We start from the raw sequence: 24144 nt of genomic DNA on the forward strand, positions 1-24144 counted from the left end.
AACACGCGGACAAGCCGCCCGGCCCGATCGGGCAGCTGCGCGCGCGCATCGTCGGCCTGCTGCGGGCCGTGCCGATCCGCTGGCGCATCCTGTCGATCGCAGGACTGAACTCCGCCGTGGTCGTGGTGCTGGTGGCGATGATCTGGAACGGTGCGCAGGTGCTCGGCTCGGCCTGGGACGACGTGCGCCGGGTGCGCGAGTCCGACCGGATCCTGGCGCTGCTCGAAAGCGAGACCGGACGGCTGCAGAACCTGATCCACCGCTACATCAACCAGCCGAGCCCGGACCTGTTCGCCGAGATCCTGTTGCTGCGCGAAGCGGTGCTGGGCACGCTGACGGGCCGCGCCGCCAAGGACCCGATGCTGTCGGGCTCGGTCGAGGAGCTGGAGCGCACCACCGACCGCTTCCTCAACGGCTTCGGCGAGCTGCGTAGCGTGCAGTCCACCATCGCCAAAACTTATGAGGAGCAGGTGCAGGGCCCGGCCAGGGACATGGCGGGCCTCTACTCCATCATCGAGGGCGCCACCGGCCATCGCGACGCGCTGATCTGGCCCTCGCTCGGCAAATCCCGCGAGGCCTTCACCGCGATGCTGGTCGCGGCCAATTCCTATTATCTGTCGCAGTCGTCGGGCGCCGCCGACGACGCGCGCCGCCACACCGAGACGATCGAGAGGACCATCCCGGTCATGATCGATCTCGCCGACAACGACCTGCAGAAGATGGCCTTGCAGCGGCTCGCGGCCCGCACCGCCGCGCTGCGCGAGGGCTTCGCAAAACTCTCCGAGCAGCTTGCGAGCCGCACCGAGCTCTTGCGCAACACCATCGACGCCAGCCAGGCCGAGGCGATCGGCGCCATCGACGACCTCTCGACCAAGATGCGCCAGCGCGAGCAGAAGGCGCAGGAGACGTTCGACCGCACGCTGGCGGACATCTCACGGCGGGTGCTGTCGATCGCGGTGATCTTCCTCGGCATCATCCTCACCGCGGGCGTCTTGATCGCGCTGTCGATCCGCCTGCCGCTGCAGCAGATCATGACCGCGATGCGCGCGATCACGCTCGGCGATCTCGACCGCGAGGTGCAGGGCACCAAGGCGCGCGACGAGGTCGGGGCCATGGCGCGCGCGGTGGAGGTGTTCCGCGAGAACGCGATCGCCAAGCGCCGGACCGAGGACGAGCTGCGCGCGTCGAAGGAGAAGGCCGAGAGCGCCCTGCTCGAGCTCAACACCGCGCAGCAGAACCTGATCGACGCCGAGCGGCTGGCCGCGCTCGGCGGCCTCGTTGCCGGCGTCGCGCACGAGGTCAACAACCCGATCGGCATCAGCCTGACGGTGGCATCGAGCTTTGCCCGGCGCACCGAGATCTTCGAAGCCCAGCTCAAGGGCGACGGCGGCCTGCGCCGCTCGCAGCTGGAGGAGTTCGTGCAGTCCTCGCGCGACGCCTCGCAGCAGCTCGTCGCCAATCTCCAGCGCGCCGGCGAGCTGATCCAGTCGTTCAAGCAGGTCGCGGTCGACCGCTCCCATGCCGAGCGGCGGCAGTTCTCCCTGAGTGAAGCCACCGACCAGATCATCGCCAGCCTCAAGCCCGTGCTGAAGCGCTCGCCGATCACGCTGGAGGTCGACGTGCCCGAGGGTCTGCTGCTCGACGGCTATCCCGGCTCCTACGGCCAGATCCTGACCAACCTCTTCCTCAACGCCGCCAACCATGCCTTCGCCGACGGCCGCGCCGGCCGGATCGCGATCTCGGCGCGGCCGCGCGGCACCGAGGACATCGAGATCAGCTTCTCCGACGACGGGGCCGGCATGACCTCCGACGTGCAGCGCCAGGCCTTTGACCCTTTCTTTACCACCCGGCGCAATGAAGGCGGCACGGGACTCGGCCTGCATATCGTCTATAACCTCGTCACCCAGCAGCTCGGCGGCCGCATGATGTTGGAATCCAAGCTGGGACAAGGCACTACTTTTCGCATTATCATGCCCCGCGTCGCCAAGGGCGGCGCGCAAAGCACAGAAAGTGACGGATCTTCGCAATGGCCGAACAGGACGATGTCCTCCACCTGATCGACGACACCGGTACCGCGTCGGAGGACAGCAACGCCCGGAAATGGAAGATCGCCGTCATCGATGACGATCCGGCCGTGCATGACGGCACGCGTTTTGCGCTGTCGGACTACAGCCTGAACGGCCAGGGCCTGGAGATCCTGTCGGCCTATTCCGCGGCCGAAGGGCGCAAGCTGATGGCCGAGCATCGCGACGTCGCCGCCGTGCTGCTCGACGTCATCATGGAGACCGACGTCGCCGGCCTCGAGCTGGTCGAGTTCATCCGCAACGAGATCCGGAACGAGACCGTGCGCATCATCCTGCGCACCGGCCAGCCCGGCCAGGCGCCGGAGCGGCGCGTGATCGTGCAGTACGACATCAACGACTACAAGGCCAAGACCGAGCTCACCGCCGACAAGCTGTTCACCTCGCTGACCGCGGCGCTGCGCTCCTATCAGCAGCTCGAGCGCATGGTGCAGACGCGGCGCGGGCTCGAGATCATCATCGACGCAGCGTCCACGCTGTACGACTTCAAGTCGATGCAGCGGCTCGCCGAAGGCGTCTTGACCCAGCTGGCTTCGCTGCTCAACGTCGATTGCGCCGGCATCCTGGTGCTGCGCGACAATGGCGGCACCGATCCCGAGCTCTCCGTGCTCGCCGGCAGCGGCTGCTACAGCCGCTTCATCGGCACCACCTCCTCGAAGGCGCTCGACCCCGAGCTGCGCGAGATGGTGGAGGCCGCGTTCCAGCGCCGCAAGAACGAGTTCGCCGACCACCGCAGCGTGATCTATTTGCGCACCGGATCGGGCCGCGAGGTCGTGGTGCTGCTCCAGGCCGAGCGCGAGCTGTCGGAGACCGACCGTTCGCTGGTCGAGATCTTCTCGAGCCGGCTCTCGATCGCCTTCGACAACGTCATCCTCTATCAGCAGCTGCAGGACGCCAACACCCAGCTGGAGGACCGCGTCGCCCAGCGCACCCGCGCGCTGATGCAGGCCAACCGCCGGCTCTCGGCGCAATGGCTGCGGCTGCAGCGCGCCAACGGCTTCAAGAACGAGATTTTGGGCACCGTCGCGCACGACCTGAAGAACCCGCTCGGCGTCATTCTCGGCCGCACCGAGATGCTGAAGGAGCTGATCTCGACCGGCGCCTCGGAAAGCGGCGTGGTCGCCCAGGTCGACCACATCCGCGACGCCACCAAGCGCCTGACCACGATGGTCGATCACCTGATCTCGGATGCGATGGCGGATGCCTTCGACATCACCATCCGCCGCGAGCCGGTCGACGTCGCCGCGCTGGTCAAGGAGGTCGCCGAGGCCAACCAGCCGCTCGCCGTCAACAAGCAGCAGGCGATCAGCGTCACGGCGCCGCCCAACGTCGTCACCATGTGCGACACCGACCGCATCCGCGAGGCGATCGACAATCTCATCAGCAACGCCATCAAATACTCGCCGATCGGCGGGAAGATCGAGGTCGCCGTCGTCCACGAGGGCAGCGACACCATCGTCCGCGTCAGCGACGAGGGCGCCGGCCTGTCGCCGGAGGATCTCGGCCGCCTGTTCGGCCGGTTCCAGCGGCTGTCGGCCAAACCGACCGCCGGCGAGAGCTCGACGGGACTTGGTCTGTCCATCGTCAAGCGTATCATCGACATGCACGGCGGCGAGGTGACCGCCGAGAGCGAAGGCCCCGGCAAGGGCTCGACCTTCACCCTCACCCTGCCCGCGACTGAAATGCCGTGATGCAAAGCCCGTGATACAAAGACCATGACTCAAAGCCAGCACATCATGATCGTCGACGACGAGGCCCCGGCCCGGGAGATGGTCGGCGATTACCTCAAGATGCACGGCTTCACCGTGACGCTGTGCGACGGCGGCAAGTCCTTGCGCGCCGCGATCCAGGGCAGCATGCCCGATCTCGTCGTGCTCGACCTCAACATGCCCGAGGAAGACGGGCTCTCGATCATCCGCGACCTCAAGAGCCGCATCAACGTGCCCGTGATCATGCTGACGGCGACCGCGAGCCCGATCGACCGCGTCGTCGGCCTCGAGCTCGGCGCCGACGATTACGTTGCAAAACCCTGCGAGCTGCGCGAGCTGATGGCGCGCATCCGCTCGGTGCTGCGGCGGAGCGGGCCGGCAAAGGCGGCAGACGCGCCGGCGGCGAAGTCGGACAAGGAGCAGCTGGTGCGCTTCGGCACCAAATGGCTCGACCTCGAAGCGCAGGCCTTGCGCGACGACGAGGGCAACGAGCATCCGCTCACCGCCTCCGAGTTCGGGCTCTTGAAGGTGTTCGCGGCCAATCCGAAGCGCGTGCTGTCGCGCGAGCGCCTGCTCGAGCTTGCGAACGCCCGCGATGCCGAAGCCTTCGACCGCGCGGTCGATCTGCGCATCATGCGCATCCGCCGCAAGATCGAGCCCGACCCGGCCAAGCCCGCCGTGATCCGCACCATCCGCGGCGGCGGCTATCTGTTCTCGCCGCAGGGCGAGAAGGCGTAGCCAGACTCACTCCGCCGTCATCCCGGGGCGCGCGTAGCGCGAGCCCGGGGTCCATAACCACAGGCTGGGGTTTTGGCGAAGACTCGGAGTTGGCAAGCTCGCGCCACACTTCTCCCTGGGGTTATGGGTCCCGGGTTCGCTTCGCGCCCCGGGACGACAGCAATGGGTGTGGCGCGACCAAACGCAAATCGCCGGGATTCGTTCCTCAGTGCCCCCGTCCGCCCCCGAATTCCCACCCCCGTATTTCCCACACATTGAAATTCCAGGGTTTTTTGTCCCGAATGTTTCGTCGCGGCGATTGCGACGAAACAATTTGGCGGCGCATGAAACCATTTTCCGCTTTTCGTGCAGACGTCCCGAAACGTTGGCTCATTAACACTTTGACCCAAGGAAACGCCGCTCGGTTGCGGCGCTACGGGGAGCCAAGTCCATGCCGAACGTCATCGCCATCAACGCCCAAGCCAGCCAGAGCATCATTGCCGCTCAGGCGACCTCGGACGACATGCTCCTCGGAAGCATTGCCGACGGCAACCGGACGGCCATGCACATCCTTTACTGCCGGCACAATGTGCGGGTGTACCGCTTCATCCTGCGCATCGTGCGCGACGCCACCACGGCGGAAGATCTGGTCAGCCAGGTGTTCTTGGACGTGTGGCGGACCGCCGGCCAGTTCCAGGGCCGCTCGCAGGTGTCCACCTGGCTGCTCTCGATTGCCCGCTTCAAGGCGCTGACCGCGATGCGCCAGCGCCGCTTCGAGGACATCGATCAGGAAGACGTGCGTCAGATTCCGGACGATTGCGACACGCCGGAGACCTCGCTCGACCGCAGCGACACCAGTGCCATCCTGCGCGCCTGCGTGCAGAAGCTGTCGCCGGCGCACCGCGAGATCATCAACCTCATCTACTACCACGAGAAATCGGTGGAGGAGGTCGGCCAGATCATCGGCATCCCCCAGAGCACGGTGAAGACGCGGATGTTCTATGCCCGCAAGCAGCTCGCCGATTTGCTTAAGGGCGCCGGCGTCGACCGCTTCGCCGCGTAAGATCAATGATTTCAAGGGGATAGGATCACAGCTTTGGCCCTATCCCCGGACACGGAAGCGTTACCACTGATGAAACAATTGAAACAATCGACAACATCAGGCGGAAAAACTTCCCCTCTATAAAGCGCCCATACGGTTTCGTTAAACCTCCCAAGACCTCCAACGACCCGGACGATGCCCCGTCCGGGTCGTTTTGTATTTGGGCCTCAGTTGTTGCCGGCTCCGCGGTTGGTGCGCTCCCTCCCCCGCCTGCGGGGGGAGGGCTGGGGAGAGGGTGCCTCCGCAACGGGGCACTCCCCCAGAGGAAAGAACCCTCACCCGCCGCACTCTGCGAGCGCGCCGGCCTCTCCCGCAAGCGGGAGAGGCGGAGCCCGCGGCCACCGTGCTCTGCAAAAGCAATAGCCCCGTCACGAAGGCGTGACGCCTCGTAACGACCGCCCCATCCATTCCGAAACAGCCCTCGTGACCTCCGCCACGAGTGCCTCAATGCTCGACCTGCTCTTCGCTCTCCTCGCCGGCCTGCTCACCATAGCCGCGCCCTGCACGCTGCCGATGCTGCCGATCCTGCTCGGTGCCTCGATCGGGCGCGCGGGACGTCTGCGCCCCGCGATGATCGCGCTCGGCTTCGTCGTCTCGTTCTCCGCGGTCGCGCTGGCGCTCGGCGCGATCACACGGGCCTTCGATTTCGATCCGAACGTGCTGCGCGAAGCGGCGTCCATCCTGCTGCTCGGCTTCGGCCTGTTGCTGCTGTGGCCGGCGCCGTTCGAATGGCTGTCGATCCGGATCAACGGCTGGCTTGATCTTGGCAACGCCGGCGCCACGCAGCGCGAGGGCGCGTTCGGCGGGCTGATCCTCGGCACCACCTTGGGCCTGGTCTGGACCCCCTGCGCAGGGCCCGTGCTCGGCTCGATCCTGACGCTGGTTGCGACCTCGAAGAATCTCGGTTGGGCCGGCACGCTGCTGGTCGCCTATGCCATTGGCGCGGCGATCCCGATGCTGGGAATAGCCTATGGCGGACAGGCCGCGACTACGCGCGTGCGCAGCCTGGCGCGGATCTCACCACGGCTGCAGCAGGGCTTTGGCGTGGTCGTGATCGGCTTCGCGATCGCCGCCTATTTCCAATACGACACGCTGATCGTGGCGTGGCTCACCGGCTTCTACCCCACCGGCCAGATCGGCCTGTGATCACCCTCATCTTCACCGGAGGACGCTTCCATGGCTCTCAAGCTGCTCACAATGTCTGCTGCACTGATCGGCATCACCGTCACAGGCGCCGTCATCCCCGGCATCTGCGACGAGGCCGCACGTGCCGCGCCCGTCGTCACCGCCGCCGCGAACCAGCAGGCCGCGCCCGACTTCGCCGGCATCACCAACTGGTTCAACTCGAAGCCGCTTCATATCGCCGATCTCCGCGGCAAGGTCGTGCTGGTCGATTTCTGGACCTATGGCTGCGTCAACTGCGTCAACACGCTGCCGCACGTCACCGAGCTCTACGCCAAGTACAGGGATCGGGGCCTCGTCGTGGTCGGCGTGCACACGCCGGAATTCCCGTTCGAGCGCTCGGCCGCGAACGTGCAGGCCGCGCTGAAGCGCCACGGCATCACTTATCCGGTGGCGCAGGACAATGAGTCCAAGACCTGGAACGCCTATCGCAATCAATATTGGCCGGCGCAATACATCGTCGACCAGAGCGGCAAGATCGTGTTCCAGCACGCCGGCGAAGGCCGCTATGACGAGATCGATCGCACGGTGGCCCGGCTGCTGAATGCGAGCAGCTGACGCCGCGCGGCCATCGCGCGGCGGCCTGCAATTGTCACCCTTGTTGCTTGACTCCACGGAGCCGTCCGTGGAGTTTCGCGCCATCGCAATCAGCCGCCCGCAATGGACGCGACCGCCAGCACCGACATCCGCCTTCGTGAAGGTTCCTCGATCGCTCAGCGGCTGGTCGTGGCCGGCTCGGCGGCCGCCGTCGCGCTCTGCTTCACGCCGGGACTGTTCACGCAGGACCTCCTGGAAATCCTGATATCGGCGGTGGCGCTGCTGGTGGGAGCCGGATTCGTCGTCGGCATCATGATGGCGCCGGCGGTGGTGTGGATCATCACGCCGGACGAGATCCTGATCGGCCGGCAGCGGCCGTTCGGAAAACTTAAGACGCGCCTCGTCGGCAAGGACGAGATCACGGCGCTGCAGGTCCCCGGCAGCAAGAGGGTGAAGGCCCGCTTCCAGCTCGTCTTCACGCTTGCCTCGGGCGAGCGCCTGACCTCGCCGCCGATTCCCGATGTCACCCATGTCCGCGACACCGTGGCGTGGATCGCAGCGCATTTCGACGTTCCCAATGTCGAGGCGCCGAGCAACCCGCTCGATGCCAGCAATCCCGAGATGCGTCTCGGCGAGCCGCTCGAGGCGTTTTCGGCGCGGGACATCCGCATCGTCGCACTGATCGCGGTAGCCTTGTCGGCGGTCCCCTATGCCTACAAGCTGTGGCGCGGCCTCCCGCCGAGCCATGTCGATATCCTGCTGCTGCCGCTGGGCGCGATCGCCGCATTCGCCGTCTATCGCTATGCGAACCTCGCGACCGGCGCGTTCTGGATCATCGGGGCGAACGATATTCGCGTCGAGCGCCTGTGGGGCGACGGCAGCCTGCGGGCCGACCAGATCGCCGGACCCGACGTCAAGTCGATCACAGTCGAGCGCCGCGGCCGCTCCGAGGACGAGCATTGCATCGTGGTGATCCGGCTGCATTCGGGGCGACGGTTTCGCAGCCCCCGGATCGGCTCGCGGGTCGAGGCCCGCGCCGTGGCGACGGAGATCGTGCGGCGACTCGGAATCGCGGCGGAGAGCAACAAGATCTGACGGACGCGCAGCGTTTCTTGTCGGAGTTAGTCCTTCCGCGAGCTCGGTCTGCGCCTCTCCCGCTTGCGGGAGAGGTCGCGCCGAAGGCGCGGGTGAGGGTTCTCTCCTCCGGGGGAATCTCCCTGGAGGAGAAACCCTCTCCTCAGCCCTCCCCCGCAAGCAGGGGAGGGAGCGGACTACCATCGCGACCGCGACCTATGCTTTTCGCGCCATCCCCTATTCGTGGCATTGCGCCAGGCCCGTCAAAAAACCAAAGCATTCTCGTGACATGCCAGGACGGCGCGCCATCAACTTGCCATGAACTTGCCCCTCAGGTTTGATGGTTCCGAATGATTTGCGCTGTGGCAGCGGGGAGAGCTTGAAATGACGGATTTTCGTCGCCTGACCGGGATTTTCGTGGCTGCTATGGGACTGGTCTTGTCCACGCCGCACGCCTTCGCCCAGCAGCCGGACCGCGGCGACGAGCCGGGCCTGATCGCCGACGAGTCCTACCAGCTCGAGCCGGAATGGCAGAAGCAGGTGGTCTACTTCCGAACCACGGAAGCGCCGGGCACCATCATCGTCTCGACCGCCGAGCGCCACCTCTACCTGGTGCAGCCCGGCGGCCGCGCCATCCGCTACGGCATCGGCGTCGGCCGCGACGGTTTTCAGTGGCAGGGGCTGGTGACCATCACCAACAAGAAGGAGTGGCCGGACTGGACCCCGCCGCCGGAGATGATCCAGCGCCAGCCCTATCTGCCGCGCTTCATGGCCGGCGGGCCCGGCAATCCGCTCGGCGCCCGCGCCATGTATCTGGGCACCACGGTCTACCGCATCCACGGCACCAACCGTCCCGACACGATCGGCACCAAGGTGTCGTCGGGCTGCTTCCGTCTCGTCAACAACGACGTCGCCGATCTCTACGATCGCGTCCCTGTCGGCACCAAGGTCGTCATTCGGCAGAAGCCCGAGCTGTAACGACCGCAGGTTTGAGCATGATCCCTCGGGATCATGCTCCGTGCCCTCCTCCCATTCCTTTTCCGATACTTTCGAGAGAGAGACATCATGCGCACTTTTCGTGGCGGCCTGCTGATCGGGCTCGCGGTCGCCGTGCTGGTCGCCGTCCTGGCCATCATCTATGAATTCTACGACACCCGCACCTTGAAGCGCACCGTTCGCCGGGGCGAAGTGCTGTGCGGCGTCAACAAGGGCCTGCCGGGCTTCTCGATCCCCGACGACAAGGGCAACTGGACCGGCTTCGACGTCGATTTCTGCCGCGCGGTGGCTGCTGCGATCTTCAATGACCCTGGCAAGGCGAAGTTCGTTCCGCTCGACGCCAACGAGCGTTTCAAGGAGCTGCAGAGCCGCAAGGTGGACATCCTCTCACGCAACACGACGTGGAGCATGGCACGCGAGCTCGACTACGACCTGTATTTTCCGGCCGTGGCCTATTACGACGGCGTCGGCTTCATGGTGCCGCGCACGCGCAACAAGGAGACCTCGCTGGACCTGACCGGCAGCAAGGTCTGCGTGCAGAACGGAACCACGACGACACTCAACGTCGCCGATTACTTCCGCGTCAACAACATGAAGTATGAAGAGGTGAAGTTCGACAACCTCGCCGACGTGGTGAAGGCCTACGACAGCGGCAAGTGCGATACGTTCTCCGCCGACGTCTCGCAGCTCTATGCGCTGCGGCTGAACCTGACGAAGCCCGGCGACCACATGATCCTGCCGGACATGATCTCCAAGGAGCCGCTCGCCCCCGTCGTGCGCCAGCGCGACGACGACTGGATGATGATCGTGAAATGGACGCTGTATGCCATGATCAACGCCGAGGAGCTGGGTGTGACCTCGGAGAACATCGACCAGGCCCTGAAGTCGAAGAAGCCGGAAGTGATGCGCCTCGTCGGCACCGAGGGCAATTACGGCGAGCAGCTCGGCCTCACCAAGGACTGGGCCGCGCGCATCATCCGCCACGTCGGCAATTACGGCGAGATGTATGATCGCAACATCGGCGAGAAGTCGAAGCTGAAGATCCCGCGCGGCATGAACCAGCTGTGGAACGCGGGTGGCGTGCAATACGCGCCGCCGATGCGGTAAGGGCACTGCGACGAAACAATCCAGAATGCCTCCATGGTGAAAGTCTGGATTGCTTCGCTGCGCTCGCAATGACGAGATTGGAGCAAGCGCGTCCCACAATCTCAACCGCCGTAGCCCGGATGGAGCGTAGCGTTATCCGGGGCGGTCTCGCCGTGCGGAAAGAACCCGGATTTCGCTGCGCTCCATCCGGGCTACAGGATCCTCAATACCCCCGCGACCTGGCCAGCTGCTCGGTGTGGTAGTTCGCATCGCCGAACAGCTCCTCGCAGACGCGGGCGCGCTTCATGAAGAAGCCGATGTCGAACTGGTCGGTCATGCCCATGCCGCCGTGCATCTGCACGCCTTCCTGCACCGCGCGCGTGGCGGTGGTGCCGGCGCGGGCTTTTGCCACGGCGACGGCGGGTGCGGCCTTGACGACGTCGGCGTCCAGTGCCTGCAGCGCCTTCATGGTGGCGGCACGGGTGATCTCGATGTCGATATAGAGCTCGGCGGCGCGATGCTGCAGCGCCTGGAATTCGCCGATCAGCTTGCCGAATTGCTTGCGGCTCTTCAGATACTCGACGGTGCGGCCAAAGACCTCGTCGCTGAGGCCGACCATTTCGGCGGCGACCGCGCCGCGGCCGATATCGAGCACGCCGTCGAGCAGGCCGGCCGCCTGGTCGACCTCGCCGAGCACGCTGTCGGCATCGACCTCGACATTGGCGAGTTCGATCCGCGCCGCATTGTGCGCATCGACCATGATGGTGCGCTCGATCGCAACACCCTTGGCCTTGGGATTGACCAGGAACAGCGTCAGGCCCTCGCGTTCGCCGGCGGCGCCTGCGGTGCGCGCGGCGACGATGAGGAGATCGGCGACGTGACCGTCGACCACCAGCGCCTTGGCGCCGGAGAGCTTGAAGCCGTTGCCGGCGCGCACGGCCTTGAGGCTGGTCTGCAGCGGGCGATGCTTGGCGCCCTCGTCGATCGCGAGCGTCGCGAGCAGCGAGCCGTTCGCGATCTTCGACAGATATTCCGATTTCTGCGCGGCATTGCCGCCGCGGGTCAGCACTGATGCCGCCACCACGGAGGTGGCGAGGAAGGGCGACGGCATCAGGGTGCGGCCGATCTCCTCCATCACGACGCCGGCCTCGACATAGCCGAGCCCGCTGCCGCCGAACTCTTCCGGCACGAGCAGGCCGGCAAAACCCATCTCGGCGAAGGAATGCCAAAGCTCCTTGGAGAAGCCGGTGGGGTCCTTGCTGTCGCGCAGGTGGCGCAGGTGCGACACCGGCGCCTTGTCGCTGATCAGCCCGCGCGCGGAGTCGCGGAGCATGGATTGTTCTTCGGTGAGGACGAGGGCCATGTGCGTTGCGTCTCTGAGTCTTACAAATCTGTTGCTGTCATTCCGGGGCGCGCGATAGCGCGAGCCCGGAATCTCGAGGTTCCGGGTTCGGTCCTGCGGACCGCCCCGGAACGACGGTGAGTTACGCCCCCGGCAGATCCAGGATGCGCTTGGCGACGATGCCGAGCATGACCTCGGACGTGCCGCCTTCGATCGAATTGGCCTTGGTGCGCAGCCAGGCGCGCGGGCGGGCGCCCTGCCTGGAGCGCTCGCTCTCCCATTCCAGCGCATCGACGCCGCCGGCCGACATCAGGATCTCGTGGCGGCGCTTGTTGAGCTCGGTGCCGTAATATTTCATCGCCGAGGAAAACGCCGGATGCGCCTGCCCGGCCTTGGCGAGATCGACCGCGCGCTCGGCGCAGGCAGCTAACGCGGCTTCATCGACGTCGAAGCGCGCGATTTGGCCGCGCAGCATGGCGTCGTCGAGCCTGCCTTGCCCATCGGTGCCGACGGAGTCGGCCGCGATCTGGCCGAGCGGCCGGCCGACGCCGCGCTCGCCCATGCCTGAGATCATCGCGCGCTCGTGCTGGAGCAGATATTTCGCGACGTCCCAACCGCGGTTGATGGTGCCGACCACATGCGACTTCGGCACGCGCACATTGTCGAAGAAGGTCTCGCAGAACGGCGAATAGCCGGAGATCAAGAGGATCGGCTTGGTCGAAACGCCCTTCGAGGTCATGTCGAACAGGATGAAGCTGATGCCGTCGTGCTTCTTCGCGGTCGGATCGGTGCGGACCAGGCAGAAGATCCAGTCGGCGTAGTTGGCGTAGCTCGTCCAGATCTTCTGGCCGTTGATGATGAAGTCGTCGCCGTCGCTCTCGGCGCGGGTCTGCAGCGAGGCGAGGTCGGAGCCGGCGTTCGGCTCGGAATAGCCCTGACACCAGCGGATCTCGCCCGCGGCGATCTTCGGCAGATGCTCCTTCTTCTGCGCCTCATTGCCGTATTTCAAGAGCGCCGGCCCGAGCATCCAGATGCCGAAGCTCGACAGCGGCGGCCGCGCGCCGATCCGCGCCATCTCGGCGCGCAGCACCTTGTGCTCGGCAGCACTTAAGCCGCCACCGCCATATTCCCGCGGCCAGTCCGGCACGGTCCAGCCTTTGTCGCGCATGCGCTCGAACCAGATGCGCTGCGGCTCGGACGAGAATTTCGCGTTGCGTCCGCCCCAGAACACGTCGGCATCCGACGTTGCGGGCTTGCGCATCTCCGGCGGGCAATTGGCCTCCAGCCAGGCGCGTGTCTCGTGGCGGAATGCTTCGAGATCGGCGGATTCAGAATCGCTGGTTTTGAGATCGGTCATTGGTCGTTTCCATCACCCAAAATTCGAATTGTTGCCGCCGAGTCTGGGCCAAGCCCCCGCGGAATTCAACCACTTATCGGTTATAGTCGCCGCTGCGGCGAGCCTTGAAAACAAAGAGGAAACGACAATGCGCCTGAAGCTTCTTTCGCCTGGCGAAATGAACGAGAGCCAGCGGCAGACCTATGACGAGTCGATCGCCGGCAAGCGCGGCAAGCCGCCGGCGCCGATGATGGCCTGGCTGAACAGCCCCGAGATGGCGCGCCATGCGACGCGGCTCGGCGAGGTGCTGCGCTTCGACACGATCTTCCCGGCCAAGCTCTCGGAGATCGCGATCCTGGTGACGGCGCGGCACTGGACCGCGCATTACGAATGGTATGCGCACAAGCGTCTGGCGCTCGCCGGCGGCATGAAGCCCGAGATCATCGAGGCGATCCGCGACCGCCGCACGCCCGACTTCGACGACCCCAAGGGCAAGATGATCTACGATCTCGCGAAGTCGCTGCACGAGGGCCACGGCGTTGAGAAGGGCCTGTATGATGAGGCGGTGAAGCTGCTCAGCGAGCGCGGCGTCGTCGAGGTGATCGGCCTGTGCGGCTATTACACGCTGGTGTCGATGACGCTGAACACATTTGAGTTCGGCCTGCCCGACGGTGAGGTGTCGGAGCTATCCTAAATCGTGCGATGACCGTTCAGAGCAAAGCAAAGAGATGGACTGCCGTCGTTCAGCAACTCGCGAGCGACCGGAATGCGCGGATCGGCTGTCCGTTTTGCGGGCAAGCTGACCTGAGCGTCACCGACATCCCATTCACCTCCGAGAGAATGGAACGCGTGATAGCGTGCCCTAGCTGTAAGGAGGCCACAGCACTGCGTATGTCGAGGGGGACCGGGCCATAGTCGGGTCTCCTTCCGGAAACGATGCGTTTCGGGATTTCCAGTAGCGCTGTCCCGGCGCGCGCCCCATGTGCATGTTTTCAACGGAGTATTCACATGTCGCAAGGCCCCGCCATTCCTGCCGGCACCAGGATCGGCCATGTCCACCTCAAGGTCGCCGATCTCGATCGTGCGCTCGGCTTCTATTGCGGCGTGCTCGGCTTCGAGCTGATGCAGCGGATGGGCTCGGGCGCAGCCTTCATCTCGGCCGGCGGCTATCATCACCACATCGGGCTCAACACCTGGGAGAGCAAGGGCGGCTCGCCGCCGCCGCCAGGCACGACCGGGCTTTATCACACCGCGATCCTTTTTCCGACGCGCCCCGCGCTGGCGGATGCGCTGCATCGGGTGCTCACGGCCGGCATTGCGCTCGATGGCGCCAGCGACCACGGCGTCAGCGAGGCGCTTTACCTGCGCGACCCCGACCAGAATGGCGTGGAGCTGTATTGGGACAAGCCGCGGGAGCAATGGCCGTTCGGGCCTGACGGGAAGCTCGCGATGTTCACCAAGCGGCTGGATGTCGAAGCGCTGTTGAGGCAGCGGCAGGGGTGAGATGGGCACGGCGCGACCAGCGCCTCTGCCCACCCTGCATGCGCTGCGTGATCAGCGCCCCGCATCCATGTCGCCCGCCTCGCGCTGGCCGCTGAGCCAGAGCGCAAGCAGGGTCCAGAACGCGCCCGACAACAGATACGCACCCGAGGCGATGACGCCGAGATTGGTGGCGAGCAGCAGCGCGACCAGCGGGGCGAAGCCGGCGCCGAACAGCCAGGCCATGTCGGAGGTCAGCGCGGACGCCGTGTACCGATAGGCCTGCCGGAAGTTCGAGGCGATCGCACCCGACGACTGGCCGAAGGACAGGCCGAGCAGGATGAAGCCGATCACCATGTAGATGGTCTCGCCGAACGCGCCGGCGTCGAGCAGCTGCGGCGCGAAGCCGCTATAGACCGCGATCGCGATCGCCGATCCCATCAGCAGCGACTTGCGGCCGACGCGGTCGGCGATGATGCCGGAGGCCACGATCGCGGCGACGCCGAACACGGCGGCGACGATCTCGATGATCAAGAAGCGCACCGGGCTTTCGCGGGTGAACAGGAACACCCAGGACAGCGGAAACACCGTGACCATGTGAAACAGCGCAAAGCTCGCCAGCGGCGCGAAGGCGCCTAACATGATGTTCTGGCCTTCGCGCGCGACCGTCTCGGAGATGCGCGCCGGCTGGAGTTCGCGGGTCTCGAACAGCGTGGCGTATTCTTCCGTCGTCACCATACGCAGGCGCGCGAACAGCGCGACGACGTTGATGGCAAAGGCGACGAAGAACGGATAGCGCCAGCCCCAGTCGAAGAAATCATCGGCCGAGAGGAGACCGGCAAAATAGGCGAACAGCGCGCTCGCCACGATCAGGCCGAGCGGCGCCCCGAGCTGCGGCACCATCGCGTACCAGCCGCGCTGGGAGGCCGGCGCATTCAGCGCCAGCAGCGAAGCCATGCCGTCCCAGGCGCCGCCCCAGGCCAGACCCTGCGCGATGCGCGCCAGCGCCAGCAGCCAGATTGCGGCGACGCCGATCTCCTGATAGCCGGGCAGGAACGCGAGCGCGACGGTGGCGGTGCCGAGCAGGAATAGCGCCGACACCAGCTTGGCCGTCTTGCCGTATTCCCGGTCGATCGTCATGAAAATGACGGTGCCGATCGGACGGGCCATGAAGGCCAGCGCGAAGACCATGAAGGAATAGAGGGTGCCGGTCAGCTCGCTCGCGAACGGGAACACCAGGCGCGGAAACACGATCACCGAGGCGATCGCGAAGACGAAGAAGTCGAAGAATTCCGAGGTGCGACCGATGATGACGCCGATGGCGATCTCGCCGGGACTGGCCTGGTCGTGGCCGTGCTCGCCCGAGTGGAGGTCTGCCATTGCGGGGGTCTGTGCCGTCGCCATTCGTGCGCCCTTAACGTCCTGAAAACCAAAGCCGACCGCCCGGCGGGACGCCAGGCAATCTGCCCCTGTCTGACCCAAGCTCCCGCACTGCAACATTGGACAAATTGTCCAATGTCCGGATTGTTGCGCCGCAGCTACCCGTTGGCCCCGCAAAGGAAACTCATTCTCATAAGGCTCGGCCCGTGTCTCGTCTCAAGATCCTGGCGCTACTACCTCTGGCTGCCGCGCTCAGCGGCTGCGACTACGTCGTGCTGGCGCCAGCCGGCGATATCGCCGCGCAACAGCGTGACCTCGTCATCATCTCCACCGTCCTGATGCTCCTGATCGTCGTGCCCGTAATGGCGCTGACGGTGCTGTTCGCCTGGCGCTACCGCCAGTCCAACACCTCGGCCCGCTACGAGCCGGAATGGGATCACTCGACCAAGCTCGAGCTGGTGATCTGGTCGGCGCCGCTGCTGATCATCGTCTGCCTGGGCGCGCTGACCTGGATGGGCACGCATCTGCTCGACCCCTATCGCACGCTCGGCCGCATCCATGCCGAGCGCGCGGTGGACCAGTCCAAGGCGCTCGAGGTCGACGTGGTCGCGCTCGACTGGAAGTGGCTCTTCATCTACCCGGATTACGGCATCGCCACCGTCAATGAGCTCGCAGCTCCGGTCGATCGCCCGATCACCTTCCGCATCACGGCGTCCTCGGTGATGAACTCGTTCTACATCCCCGCGCTCGCCGGCCAGATCTACGCGATGCCGGGCATGGAGACCAAGCTCCACGCCGTGGTCAACCACGCCGGCACCTACAAGGGCTTCTCGGCAAATTACAGCGGCGCCGGCTTCTCCGGCATGCACTTCAACTTTCAGGGCCTCGACGACAAGGCTTTTGACGCCTGGATCGCCAGCGCCAAGTCCGCCGGCGACTCGCTCGGCCGCGCCGAATATCTTCAGCTGGAGAAGCCCAGCCAGAACGAGCCGGTGCGGCGCTGGGGCACCGTCGATGCCGATCTCTACCGCCTGATCCTCAACATGTGCGTCGAGACCGGCAAGATGTGCCAGAGCGAGATGATGGCGATCGACGCCAAGGGCGGCAATGGCCATCAGGGCCTGAACAACACGCTGCCGCTCGCTTACGACAAGTATGCCCGCCGCGGCACGGTGCTCGGACCCGAGCCGAGCTTCGTCGCCGGCACCTGCACGCCGGATGCGCCGCAGGGCAAGACCACCGCGTCCATCACGGCACCCGTCGACACCGCGCCGCTCCTAGGTGCCGGCCTGAAGCGGCCGTCGTTCACGCCGCTGAAGTCCTCGTCCTTCTTCCTCGGACAGCGTCCCAAGTCCGATTCCTGAAGTCAGACTCCTAAAGAGAGTTCGCATGTCTCCTGATCTTCTCAAGCTCATCTTCGGCCGGCTCGGCCTCGAATCGCTGCCGCTGCACGAGCCGATCGTCGTCGGCACCTTCGTGGTGGTCGCGCTCGGCGGCGCCGCACTGCTCGGCGGCCTCACCTATTTCCGCCTCTGGGGCTATCTCTGGCGCGAATGGTTCACCACGGTGGACCACAAGCGCATCGGCATCATGTACATGATCCTCGGCATCGTGATGCTGCTGCGCGGCTTTGCCGACGCGCTGATGATGCGCGGCCAGCAGATGCTCGCCTTTGGCGGCTCCGAAGGCTATCTCAACGCCCATCACTACGATCAGGTCTTCACCGCCCACGGCGTGATCATGATCTTCTTCGTGGCGATGCCGCTGGTCACGGGGCTGATGAACTACGTCGTGCCGCTGCAGATCGGCGCGCGCGACGTCTCGTTCCCGTTCCTGAACAATTTCAGCTTCTGGATGACGGTCGGCGGCGCGGTGCTGGTGATGGCTTCGCTGTTCATCGGCGAATTCGCCCGCACCGGCTGGCTGGCCTATCCGCCGCTCTCGAACATCGGCTACAGTCCCGATGTCGGTGTCGACTATTACATATGGGCGCTGCAGGTCGCCGGCGTCGGCACGACGCTATCCGGCATCAACCTGATCTGCACCATCGTCAAGCTGCGCTGCCCCGGCATGATCATGATGAAGATGCCGGTGTTCACCTGGACCTCGCTCTGCACCAACGTGCTGATCGTCGCCTCCTTCCCGGTCCTGACCGTGGTGCTCGCGCTGCTCTCGCTCGACCGCTATGTCGGCACCAACTTCTTCACCAACGATTTCGGCGGCAGCCCGATGATGTACGTGAACCTGATCTGGATCTGGGGACACCCCGAGGTCTACATCCTGGTTCTCCCGGCGTTCGGCATCTTCTCCGAGGTCACCTCGACCTTCTCGGGCAAGCGGCTGTTCGGCTATACCTCGATGGTCTACGCCACCGTCGTCATCACCATCCTGTCGTACCTGGTGTGGCTGCACCACTTCTTCACGATGGGCTCGGGCGCCAGCGTCAACTCGTTCTTCGGCATCACCACGATGATCATCTCGATCCCGACGGGCGCGAAGATGTTCAACTGGCTGTTCACGATGTATCGCGGCCGCATCCGCTACGAGCTGCCGATGATGTGGACCATCGCCTTCATGCTGACCTTCGTGATCGGCGGCATGACCGGCGTGCTGCTGGCGGTGCCGCCGGCCGACTTCGTGCTGCACAACAGCCTGTTCCTGATCGCCCACTTCCACAACGTGATCATCGGCGGCGTGGTGTTCGGCGCCTTCGCCGGCATCAACTACTGGTTCCCGAAGGCGTTCGGCTTCAAGCTCGATCCGTTCTGGGGCAAGATGTCGTTCTGGTTCTGGGTCACCGGCTTCTACCTGGCCTTCATGCCGCTCTACGTGCTCGGCCTGATGGGCGTGACCCGCCGCCTGCGCGTGTTCGACGATCCTTCGCTCCAGATCTGGTTCGTCATCGCCGCGATCGGTGCCGTGTTCGTCTTCATCGGCATTCTGTCGATGCTGATGCAGTTCGCGGTCAGCCTGCTCAGGCGCGAGCAGCTCAAGGACGTCACCGGCGATCCCTGGGACGCGCGCACGCTGGAATGGGCGACCTCCTCGCCGCCGCCGGACTACAACTTCGCCTTCACCCCGGTCGTTCACGACAATGACGCGTGGTGGGACATGAAGCGGCGCGGCTATCAGCGTCCGCTCACCGGGTTCAGGCCGATCCATATGCCGAGCAGCACCGGCACCGGCATCATCCTCGCCGGCTTCGCCACCGCGATGGGCTTTGCTCTCGTCTGGTACATGTGGTTGCTGGCGGCCGTGAGCTTCATCGCGATGCTCGCCGTCGGGATCGGCCACACCTTCAACTATCACCGCGACTTCGACATTCCGGCTGAAGACGTCATCCGGACCGAGGACGCGCGCACCAAACTGCTCGCCGGAGCCAAGTAAATGACCGTTGCCGTCAATCCCTCGCAGACCGGCGAGCCGGTCTTCTACCTCGCGGACGAGCATCCGCATCCGGAAGGCTGGAGCACCTCGCTCGGCTTCTGGATCTACCTGATGAGCGACTGCCTCATCTTCGCGATCCTGTTCGCCACCTTCGGCGTGCTCGGCGGCAATTACGCCGCCGGCCCCGCGCCGAAGGACCTGTTCGACCTGACCCTGGTCGCGGTGAACACGTCCATGCTGCTGCTGTCGTCGATCACCTACGGCTTTGCCATGCTGACCATGCAGCAGAACAAGGTCGCGCAGACGCAGGTTTGGCTCGCAATCACCGGCCTGTTCGGCCTCGCCTTCATCGGCATCGAGCTCACCGAGTTCGCCCACATGATCCACGAGGGCGCCACGCCGCAGCGCAGCGCCTTTCTCTCCGCCTTCTTCACCCTGGTCGGCACCCACGGCCTGCACGTCACATGCGGCCTGATCTGGCTGGTGACGCTGATGGTGCAGGTCGGAAAGTTCGGCCTGATCGAGGCCAACCGCCGCCGCCTGATGTGCCTGTCGATGTTCTGGCACTTCCTCGACGTGGTCTGGATCGGCGTCTTCACCTTCGTCTATCTCCTGGGAGTTCTGCGATGAGCACCGATACCCACGCAGCCGACGCGCACGACCATCACCACGAGGGCGGCCACGCCCACAGCACGTTCTCGGGCTACATGCTCGGCTTCGTGCTCTCGGTCGTGCTCACCGCGATCCCGTTCTGGCTGGTGATGAGCGGCGCGCTGCCGAGCAAGCAGATCACCGCGCTGGTGATCATGGCTTTCGCGGTCGTGCAGATCGTCGTGCACATGGTCTACTTCCTGCACATGAACACGACGTCCGAGAACGGCTGGACCATGATGGCGCTGATCTTCACCATCGTGATGGTGGTGATCGCACTGTCGGGTTCGCTCTGGGTGATGAGCCACCTCAACAGCAACATGATGCCCATCCACCAGATGAGCGGAATGAAGTGAGCGATATCGGGATCGTGACAGGCGAGGACGCAGATGCGCGCAGCAAGGCCGCGCGGTCCCCGTCCTTGTGGCTCACGGTCCTGTCGCTCATTGCTTTTGTGCTTCTGATCGCGCTCGGCGTCTGGCAGATCGAGCGCCGTGCCTGGAAGCTGGCGCTGATCGAGCGGGTCGAGCAGCGCGTCCACGCGCCGCCGCAGGCGATCCCCTCGCCCGCATCATGGCCCGCAATCAGCGCCGCTAGCGACGAATACAGGCACGTCAGCCTCAGCGGGCGCTTCCTGCATGACAGCGAGACGCTGGTTCAGGCCGTCACCGAGGAGGGCCCCGGCTATTGGGTGCTGACGCCGCTTCAGCGCGACGACGGCACGCTGGTGCTGATCAACCGCGGCTTCGTGCCGTCCGAGCGGCGCGACGCATCGACGCGCCGGGACGGCAATCCCGCGGGTCGGGTCGAGATCACCGGCCTGCTCCGCATGACCGAGCCGAACGGCGGTTTTCTCCGGAACAACGTGCCCCAGCACAACCGCTGGTACTCGCGGGACGTCGCCGCCATTGCGGCGGCACGCGGCCTTCGCGAGGTCGCGCCCTTCTTCGTGGATTCCGACGCCGGATCACAAATTGCCGGCGGTCCAATCGGCGGATTGACCGTGATCCGCTTTCCCAATAACCACCTGATCTACGCGCTGACGTGGTTTGCCCTGGCTTTCATGCTGGCCGGCAGACTTTTCGTCACATTCGGCGGCGGGCTGTTCCGCCGCAAGCGCTTCGTCCACGACAAGGCCGGCGGCACGGATGCCGTCGCCCGCAGGACGGGATCAGATGCTGGAACGATCGTCGAGCCGACCTGACGACGGGAAAACGCTTTCCCAGACGCTTGGGCGTGACGGGCAAGCCGTCACGCTGCAATCGCAGGCCGATGCGCGCAGCGAGCTGATCGGCACGACGCCGACCGACGACGAGACCAACCGCAAGAACATGGCGCTGCTGATCCAGCTGCGCTGGACCGCGGTGGTCGGCCAGATCGTGACCATCGGTGCCGTGCATTTCGGCCTCGGCATCCCCCTGCCGCTGGAGCGGATGGGCGCGGTGATCGGCGCGCTGGTGCTGCTCAACGTCTCCAGCCTGGTCTGGGTGCGCCATCGCGCCGCGATCTCCAACAACGAGCTCTTGGTCGCCTTGATGCTGGACGTCGCCGCGCTGACCGCGCAGCTCTATCTCTCCGGCGGCGCCACCAATCCCTTCACCTCGCTGTTCCTGCTGCAGGTGACGCTGGGCGCGGTGCTGCTCGATGCTCGCTCGACCTGGTCGCTGGTCGCACTGACCTGTGCGAGCTTCGTCTGGCTGACATTGGCGTACCGGCCGCTCGATCTGCCGCCAAATCCGTTGAGCGAGACTTATACGCTCACGGTGCTCGGCATGCTCCTGGGCTTCGTGCTCAACGCCGTGCTGCTGGTGGTGTTCGTCACCCGCATCAACAGGAATTTGCGCGAGCGCGACGCCCATCTGGCGGCGCTGCGCCAGCATGCCGCCGAGCAGGACCACATCGTGCGCATGGGCCTGCTCGCCTCCGGCGCGGCGCATGAGCTCGGCACGCCGCTCGCCTCGCTCTCGGTGATCCTCAGCGACTGGCGCCGCATGCCCGATCTTGCCGCCGATCAGGAGCTTGCCGAGGACCTGTCGGAAATGGAGACGTCGCTGCAGCGCTGCAAGTCGATCGTGACGGGCATCCTGGTGTCGGCGGGCGAAGCGCGCGGTGAAGGCTCATCGCCCACGACGGTGACGGCCTTCGTCAGCGCGCTCGTGGACGAATGGCGCAATGCGCGCTCCGCCCGCACGCTCTACTTCGTCAACACCTTCGGCGAGGACGTCGCGATCGTCTCCGACGTCGCGCTGAAGCAGGTGATCTTCAACGTGCTCGACAACGCCTATGAGGTCTCGCGCGACTGGGTCGAGCTCGTCGCCGAGCGCGAGGGCGACAATCTCGTGCTGTCGATCTCCGACCGCGGCCCGGGCTTTGCGCCGGAGATGCTGGCGCAGCTGGGCAAGCCCTACCAGTCGAGCAAGGGCCGTGCCGGCGGCGGGCTCGGCCTGTTCCTGGTGGTGAACGTCGTGCGCAAATTGGGGGGCACCGTCACCGCCGAGAACCACAGGAAGCGCGGCGCCACCGTGCGCCTCACGCTGCCGCTCGCAACATTGGCGATCGGAGGGAATTTTGACGCCTGACCGTTCGCTCATCGTCGTCGAGGACGATGCGGGTTTCGCCCGCACGCTGAAGCGCTCGTTCGAGCGCCGCGGCTACGAGGTCGTGCTTGCCGCCTCGATCGAGGAGGTGCGCCAGGTGCTGGAGGAACGCTCCTTCGGTCATGCCGTGGTCGACCTCAAGCTCGGCGGCGCCTCGGGCCTTGCCTGCGTCGAGCTGCTGCACACACACGATCCCGACATGCTGATCGTGGTGCTGACTGGCTTTGCCAGCATCTCCACCGCCGTCGAAGCGATCAAGCTGGGGGCCTGCCACTACCTGGCAAAGCCGTCGAACACCGACGACATCGAGGCCGCCTTCCACAAGGCCGAAGGTAACGCCGAGGTCGCGCTCGATACGCGGCCGACCTCGATCAAGACGCTGGAATGGGAACGCATCCACCAGACCTTGATCGAGACCGAGTTCAACATCTCGGAAGCGGCCCGCCGGCTGGGCATGCACCGGCGGACGCTGGCGCGGAAGCTTGAGAAGCGGCCCGTGAAGTAGGAGGGCTATCGCATTTGAGGGCATTCCTGCAGCCATCCTTCGAGCCGCCCGCTTTAGGCGGGTTCCTCAGGATGAGGACGGAGTGCGTGGCTGCAGTTTCAATGGGCACTGATGCTGATTAGCCTCATCCTGAGGAGGCGCGTGAGCGCCGTCTCGAAGGACGAAGCGTGCGCAGCGGCCGCCGCCACAGGTCATATGCGATAGCCCTCGGTCAAGTAGGAGGAGCGCGTCGAGGCTCCTCCTGCTTCCCTATTTGCCGAACCGCGCAATCACGTCGGCCAGCGCGACGTGGCCTTTGCACGATCCCGTTCCCGGATCAGAGCCGCCGTCCTCCAGAGCGGTGGCATAGAGGACCGCCGGATCGGCCTCGAGGCGAGTTCGCAGCGCCGCCAGCTTCGGCCAGCGGCTCCGCTCCGCGACCGCGTGGACGTCGAGCCAGCGCGCGACGCCGACGAGTACGGCGTCGGCGAGGGTCGGCCGCTCCCCGAGCAGGAATTGCCGCGCTTCGATCATCGCTTCGAACTTGTCATGGCGCTCGATGACCCTTGCTGTGCCGAAGGCACGCAGAACCGACTTCGCGGCGGGCTCCATGGCTTCGGCTTCCATTGCGGCCCACAGCGGCGCGAAGGCGCCGGTGAAACCCGTATTCACGAACGCAATGAGCTGATGGATGCGATCGGCTTGCCGCGACAGCGGATCGAAGCTGATGCGCCGTTCGACATCCCTGGCTTCGAGCCAGGCCGCGATAGCCATCGTTTCCGTCAGCACCTCGCCCTGCTCGGTGATGAAGACCGGCGTCTCATGTCGCGGATTGATGCGGGCGTATGACGGGCTTCGCATCTCGCCCATCATATCGACCCGGCACAGCCGATATGGCTTGCCCAGCCATTCGAGAGCCGCAACGAGCCCCATGGAGCTTCCCTTCGGGAAGCCGTAGAGTAGAATTGGGTCCATGATCCGTTCTCCGTGATTTCTGATGATCA

At 65.3% G+C, this 24144-nt stretch carries 22 protein-coding genes; 18 read left to right on the top strand and 4 right to left on the bottom strand.

Annotated features, from left to right (window positions below; genetic code table 11):
* Nucleotides 1-26: 26 nt before the first annotated feature.
* The 9 genes from N2604_RS38490 (at nt 27) to N2604_RS38530 (ending at nt 10505) form a co-directional block, all read left to right on the top strand.
* Nucleotides 27-2057, top strand: a complete 2031-nt coding sequence (locus N2604_RS38490) for an ATP-binding protein (RefSeq protein WP_260376388.1) — start codon at nt 27-29, stop codon at nt 2055-2057.
* Nucleotides 2027-3772 (top strand): DUF3369 domain-containing protein, encoded by a 1746-nt coding sequence (locus N2604_RS38495; protein ID WP_260373112.1) that lies wholly within the window; start codon nt 2027-2029, stop codon nt 3770-3772. Before N2604_RS38490 ends, N2604_RS38495 begins: the two co-directional genes overlap by 31 nt.
* Before the next feature lie 24 nt (nt 3773-3796).
* Entirely contained in the window at nt 3797-4528 is a 732-nt protein-coding gene (locus N2604_RS38500) for a response regulator (RefSeq protein WP_036020286.1), read from the top strand.
* A gap of 430 nt (nt 4529-4958) precedes the next feature.
* Complete coding sequence (locus tag N2604_RS38505; RefSeq protein WP_260373113.1) at nt 4959-5570, top strand: sigma-70 family RNA polymerase sigma factor; 612 nt, start codon at nt 4959-4961, stop codon at nt 5568-5570.
* A gap of 486 nt (nt 5571-6056) precedes the next feature.
* On the top strand, nt 6057-6755 hold the full coding sequence (locus N2604_RS38510) for a cytochrome c biogenesis CcdA family protein (RefSeq protein WP_260373114.1): 699 nt from the start codon (nt 6057-6059) through the stop codon (nt 6753-6755).
* Between the two features lie 30 nt (nt 6756-6785).
* Nucleotides 6786-7349, top strand: a complete 564-nt coding sequence (locus N2604_RS38515) for a thioredoxin family protein (RefSeq protein WP_260373115.1) — start codon at nt 6786-6788, stop codon at nt 7347-7349.
* Nucleotides 7350-7451: 102 nt separating this feature from the next.
* Nucleotides 7452-8423: a hypothetical protein gene (locus tag N2604_RS38520; protein WP_260373116.1), complete on the top strand. Its 972-nt coding sequence runs from the start codon at nt 7452-7454 to the stop codon at nt 8421-8423.
* 363 nt (nt 8424-8786) lie between these two features.
* Complete coding sequence (locus tag N2604_RS38525; protein WP_197954834.1) at nt 8787-9380, top strand: L,D-transpeptidase; 594 nt, start codon at nt 8787-8789, stop codon at nt 9378-9380.
* An 87-nt stretch (nt 9381-9467) separates the two neighbouring features.
* The gene (locus N2604_RS38530; protein WP_260373117.1) at nt 9468-10505 is read left to right on the top strand and encodes an amino acid ABC transporter substrate-binding protein; all 1038 of its coding nucleotides are present in this window, start codon (nt 9468-9470) and stop codon (nt 10503-10505) included.
* A gap of 202 nt (nt 10506-10707) precedes the next feature.
* On the opposite strand, the gene N2604_RS38535 is transcribed toward N2604_RS38530, so the two are convergent.
* Together N2604_RS38535 and N2604_RS38540 are read right to left on the bottom strand one after the other, a co-directional pair.
* Nucleotides 10708-11847: an acyl-CoA dehydrogenase family protein gene (locus tag N2604_RS38535; protein ID WP_260373118.1), complete on the bottom strand. Its 1140-nt coding sequence runs from the start codon at nt 11845-11847 to the stop codon at nt 10708-10710.
* Between the two features lie 121 nt (nt 11848-11968).
* Nucleotides 11969-13183 (bottom strand): acyl-CoA dehydrogenase family protein, encoded by a 1215-nt coding sequence (locus N2604_RS38540; protein WP_260373119.1) that lies wholly within the window; start codon nt 13181-13183, stop codon nt 11969-11971.
* Between the two features lie 127 nt (nt 13184-13310).
* On the opposite strand from N2604_RS38540, the gene N2604_RS38545 reads away from it, so the two are divergent.
* Both N2604_RS38545 and N2604_RS38550 read left to right on the top strand, forming a co-directional pair.
* Nucleotides 13311-13856: a carboxymuconolactone decarboxylase family protein gene (locus tag N2604_RS38545; RefSeq protein ID WP_260373120.1), complete on the top strand. Its 546-nt coding sequence runs from the start codon at nt 13311-13313 to the stop codon at nt 13854-13856.
* A 314-nt stretch (nt 13857-14170) separates the two neighbouring features.
* The gene (locus N2604_RS38550; protein ID WP_260373121.1) at nt 14171-14665 is read left to right on the top strand and encodes a VOC family protein; all 495 of its coding nucleotides are present in this window, start codon (nt 14171-14173) and stop codon (nt 14663-14665) included.
* 51 nt (nt 14666-14716) lie between these two features.
* Here N2604_RS38550 and N2604_RS38555 read toward each other — a convergent pair whose 3' ends face one another.
* The gene (locus N2604_RS38555; protein ID WP_260373122.1) at nt 14717-16045 is read right to left on the bottom strand and encodes an MFS transporter; all 1329 of its coding nucleotides are present in this window, start codon (nt 16043-16045) and stop codon (nt 14717-14719) included.
* 182 nt (nt 16046-16227) lie between these two features.
* Between N2604_RS38555 and cyoA the strand changes: the two genes are divergently transcribed.
* The 7 genes from cyoA to N2604_RS38590 are packed head-to-tail and all read left to right on the top strand — an operon-like array spanning nt 16228 to nt 23161.
* Nucleotides 16228-17385 carry a ubiquinol oxidase subunit II gene (gene cyoA, locus N2604_RS38560; protein ID WP_260373123.1) on the top strand — a complete coding sequence of 386 codons (1158 nt, stop codon included), beginning with the start codon at nt 16228-16230 and terminating at the stop codon, nt 17383-17385.
* 25 nt (nt 17386-17410) lie between these two features.
* Nucleotides 17411-19408, top strand: coding sequence for a cytochrome o ubiquinol oxidase subunit I (gene cyoB, locus N2604_RS38565; protein ID WP_260373124.1), 1998 nt, complete (start codon nt 17411-17413; stop codon nt 19406-19408).
* Complete coding sequence (cyoC, locus tag N2604_RS38570) at nt 19409-20038, top strand: cytochrome o ubiquinol oxidase subunit III (protein WP_260373125.1); 630 nt, start codon at nt 19409-19411, stop codon at nt 20036-20038.
* Nucleotides 20035-20415 (top strand): cytochrome o ubiquinol oxidase subunit IV, encoded by a 381-nt coding sequence (cyoD, locus tag N2604_RS38575; RefSeq protein ID WP_260373126.1) that lies wholly within the window; start codon nt 20035-20037, stop codon nt 20413-20415. The genes cyoC and cyoD overlap by 4 nt, the downstream gene beginning before the upstream one ends.
* Nucleotides 20412-21263, top strand: coding sequence for an SURF1 family protein (locus N2604_RS38580; protein WP_260373127.1), 852 nt, complete (start codon nt 20412-20414; stop codon nt 21261-21263). Before cyoD ends, N2604_RS38580 begins: the two co-directional genes overlap by 4 nt.
* Nucleotides 21235-22638 (top strand): ATP-binding protein, encoded by a 1404-nt coding sequence (locus tag N2604_RS38585; RefSeq protein WP_260373128.1) that lies wholly within the window; start codon nt 21235-21237, stop codon nt 22636-22638. The genes N2604_RS38580 and N2604_RS38585 overlap by 29 nt, the downstream gene beginning before the upstream one ends.
* Nucleotides 22628-23161, top strand: a complete 534-nt coding sequence (locus N2604_RS38590; protein WP_025033366.1) for a response regulator transcription factor — start codon at nt 22628-22630, stop codon at nt 23159-23161. The genes N2604_RS38585 and N2604_RS38590 overlap by 11 nt, the downstream gene beginning before the upstream one ends.
* A 249-nt stretch (nt 23162-23410) precedes the next feature.
* Here N2604_RS38590 and N2604_RS38595 read toward each other — a convergent pair whose 3' ends face one another.
* The gene (locus N2604_RS38595; protein WP_260373129.1) at nt 23411-24115 is read right to left on the bottom strand and encodes a glutathione S-transferase family protein; all 705 of its coding nucleotides are present in this window, start codon (nt 24113-24115) and stop codon (nt 23411-23413) included.
* Nucleotides 24116-24144: the final 29 nt, after the last annotated feature.

It is taken from the genome of Bradyrhizobium sp. CB1015 (assembly GCF_025200925.1).
Classification (GTDB): Bacteria; Pseudomonadota; Alphaproteobacteria; order Rhizobiales; family Xanthobacteraceae; genus Bradyrhizobium.

What these genes read in the sequence shown, in the direction of transcription:
- cyoB (WP_260373124.1), top strand. Translation starts at nt 17,411, where the DNA reads ATGTCTCCTGATCTTCTCAAGCTCATCTTCGGCCGGCTCGGCCTCGAA.
- N2604_RS38510 (WP_260373114.1), top strand. Translation starts at nt 6,057, where the DNA reads ATGCTCGACCTGCTCTTCGCTCTCCTCGCCGGCCTGCTCACCATAGCC.
- cyoD (WP_260373126.1), top strand. Translation starts at nt 20,035, where the DNA reads ATGAGCACCGATACCCACGCAGCCGACGCGCACGACCATCACCACGAG.
- N2604_RS38515 (WP_260373115.1), top strand. Translation starts at nt 6,786, where the DNA reads ATGGCTCTCAAGCTGCTCACAATGTCTGCTGCACTGATCGGCATCACC.
- N2604_RS38530 (WP_260373117.1), top strand. Translation starts at nt 9,468, where the DNA reads ATGCGCACTTTTCGTGGCGGCCTGCTGATCGGGCTCGCGGTCGCCGTG.
- N2604_RS38595 (WP_260373129.1), bottom strand. Translation starts at nt 24,115, where the DNA reads ATGGACCCAATTCTACTCTACGGCTTCCCGAAGGGAAGCTCCATGGGG.
- N2604_RS38545 (WP_260373120.1), top strand. Translation starts at nt 13,311, where the DNA reads ATGCGCCTGAAGCTTCTTTCGCCTGGCGAAATGAACGAGAGCCAGCGG.
- N2604_RS38585 (WP_260373128.1), top strand. Translation starts at nt 21,235, where the DNA reads ATGCTGGAACGATCGTCGAGCCGACCTGACGACGGGAAAACGCTTTCC.
- N2604_RS38505 (WP_260373113.1), top strand. Translation starts at nt 4,959, where the DNA reads ATGCCGAACGTCATCGCCATCAACGCCCAAGCCAGCCAGAGCATCATT.
- N2604_RS38555 (WP_260373122.1), bottom strand. Translation starts at nt 16,045, where the DNA reads ATGGCGACGGCACAGACCCCCGCAATGGCAGACCTCCACTCGGGCGAG.
- N2604_RS38535 (WP_260373118.1), bottom strand. Translation starts at nt 11,847, where the DNA reads ATGGCCCTCGTCCTCACCGAAGAACAATCCATGCTCCGCGACTCCGCG.
- N2604_RS38520 (WP_260373116.1), top strand. Translation starts at nt 7,452, where the DNA reads ATGGACGCGACCGCCAGCACCGACATCCGCCTTCGTGAAGGTTCCTCG.
- N2604_RS38500 (WP_036020286.1), top strand. Translation starts at nt 3,797, where the DNA reads ATGACTCAAAGCCAGCACATCATGATCGTCGACGACGAGGCCCCGGCC.
- N2604_RS38550 (WP_260373121.1), top strand. Translation starts at nt 14,171, where the DNA reads ATGTCGCAAGGCCCCGCCATTCCTGCCGGCACCAGGATCGGCCATGTC.
- cyoC (WP_260373125.1), top strand. Translation starts at nt 19,409, where the DNA reads ATGACCGTTGCCGTCAATCCCTCGCAGACCGGCGAGCCGGTCTTCTAC.
- N2604_RS38525 (WP_197954834.1), top strand. Translation starts at nt 8,787, where the DNA reads ATGACGGATTTTCGTCGCCTGACCGGGATTTTCGTGGCTGCTATGGGA.
- N2604_RS38540 (WP_260373119.1), bottom strand. Translation starts at nt 13,183, where the DNA reads ATGACCGATCTCAAAACCAGCGATTCTGAATCCGCCGATCTCGAAGCA.
- N2604_RS38495 (WP_260373112.1), top strand. Translation starts at nt 2,027, where the DNA reads ATGGCCGAACAGGACGATGTCCTCCACCTGATCGACGACACCGGTACC.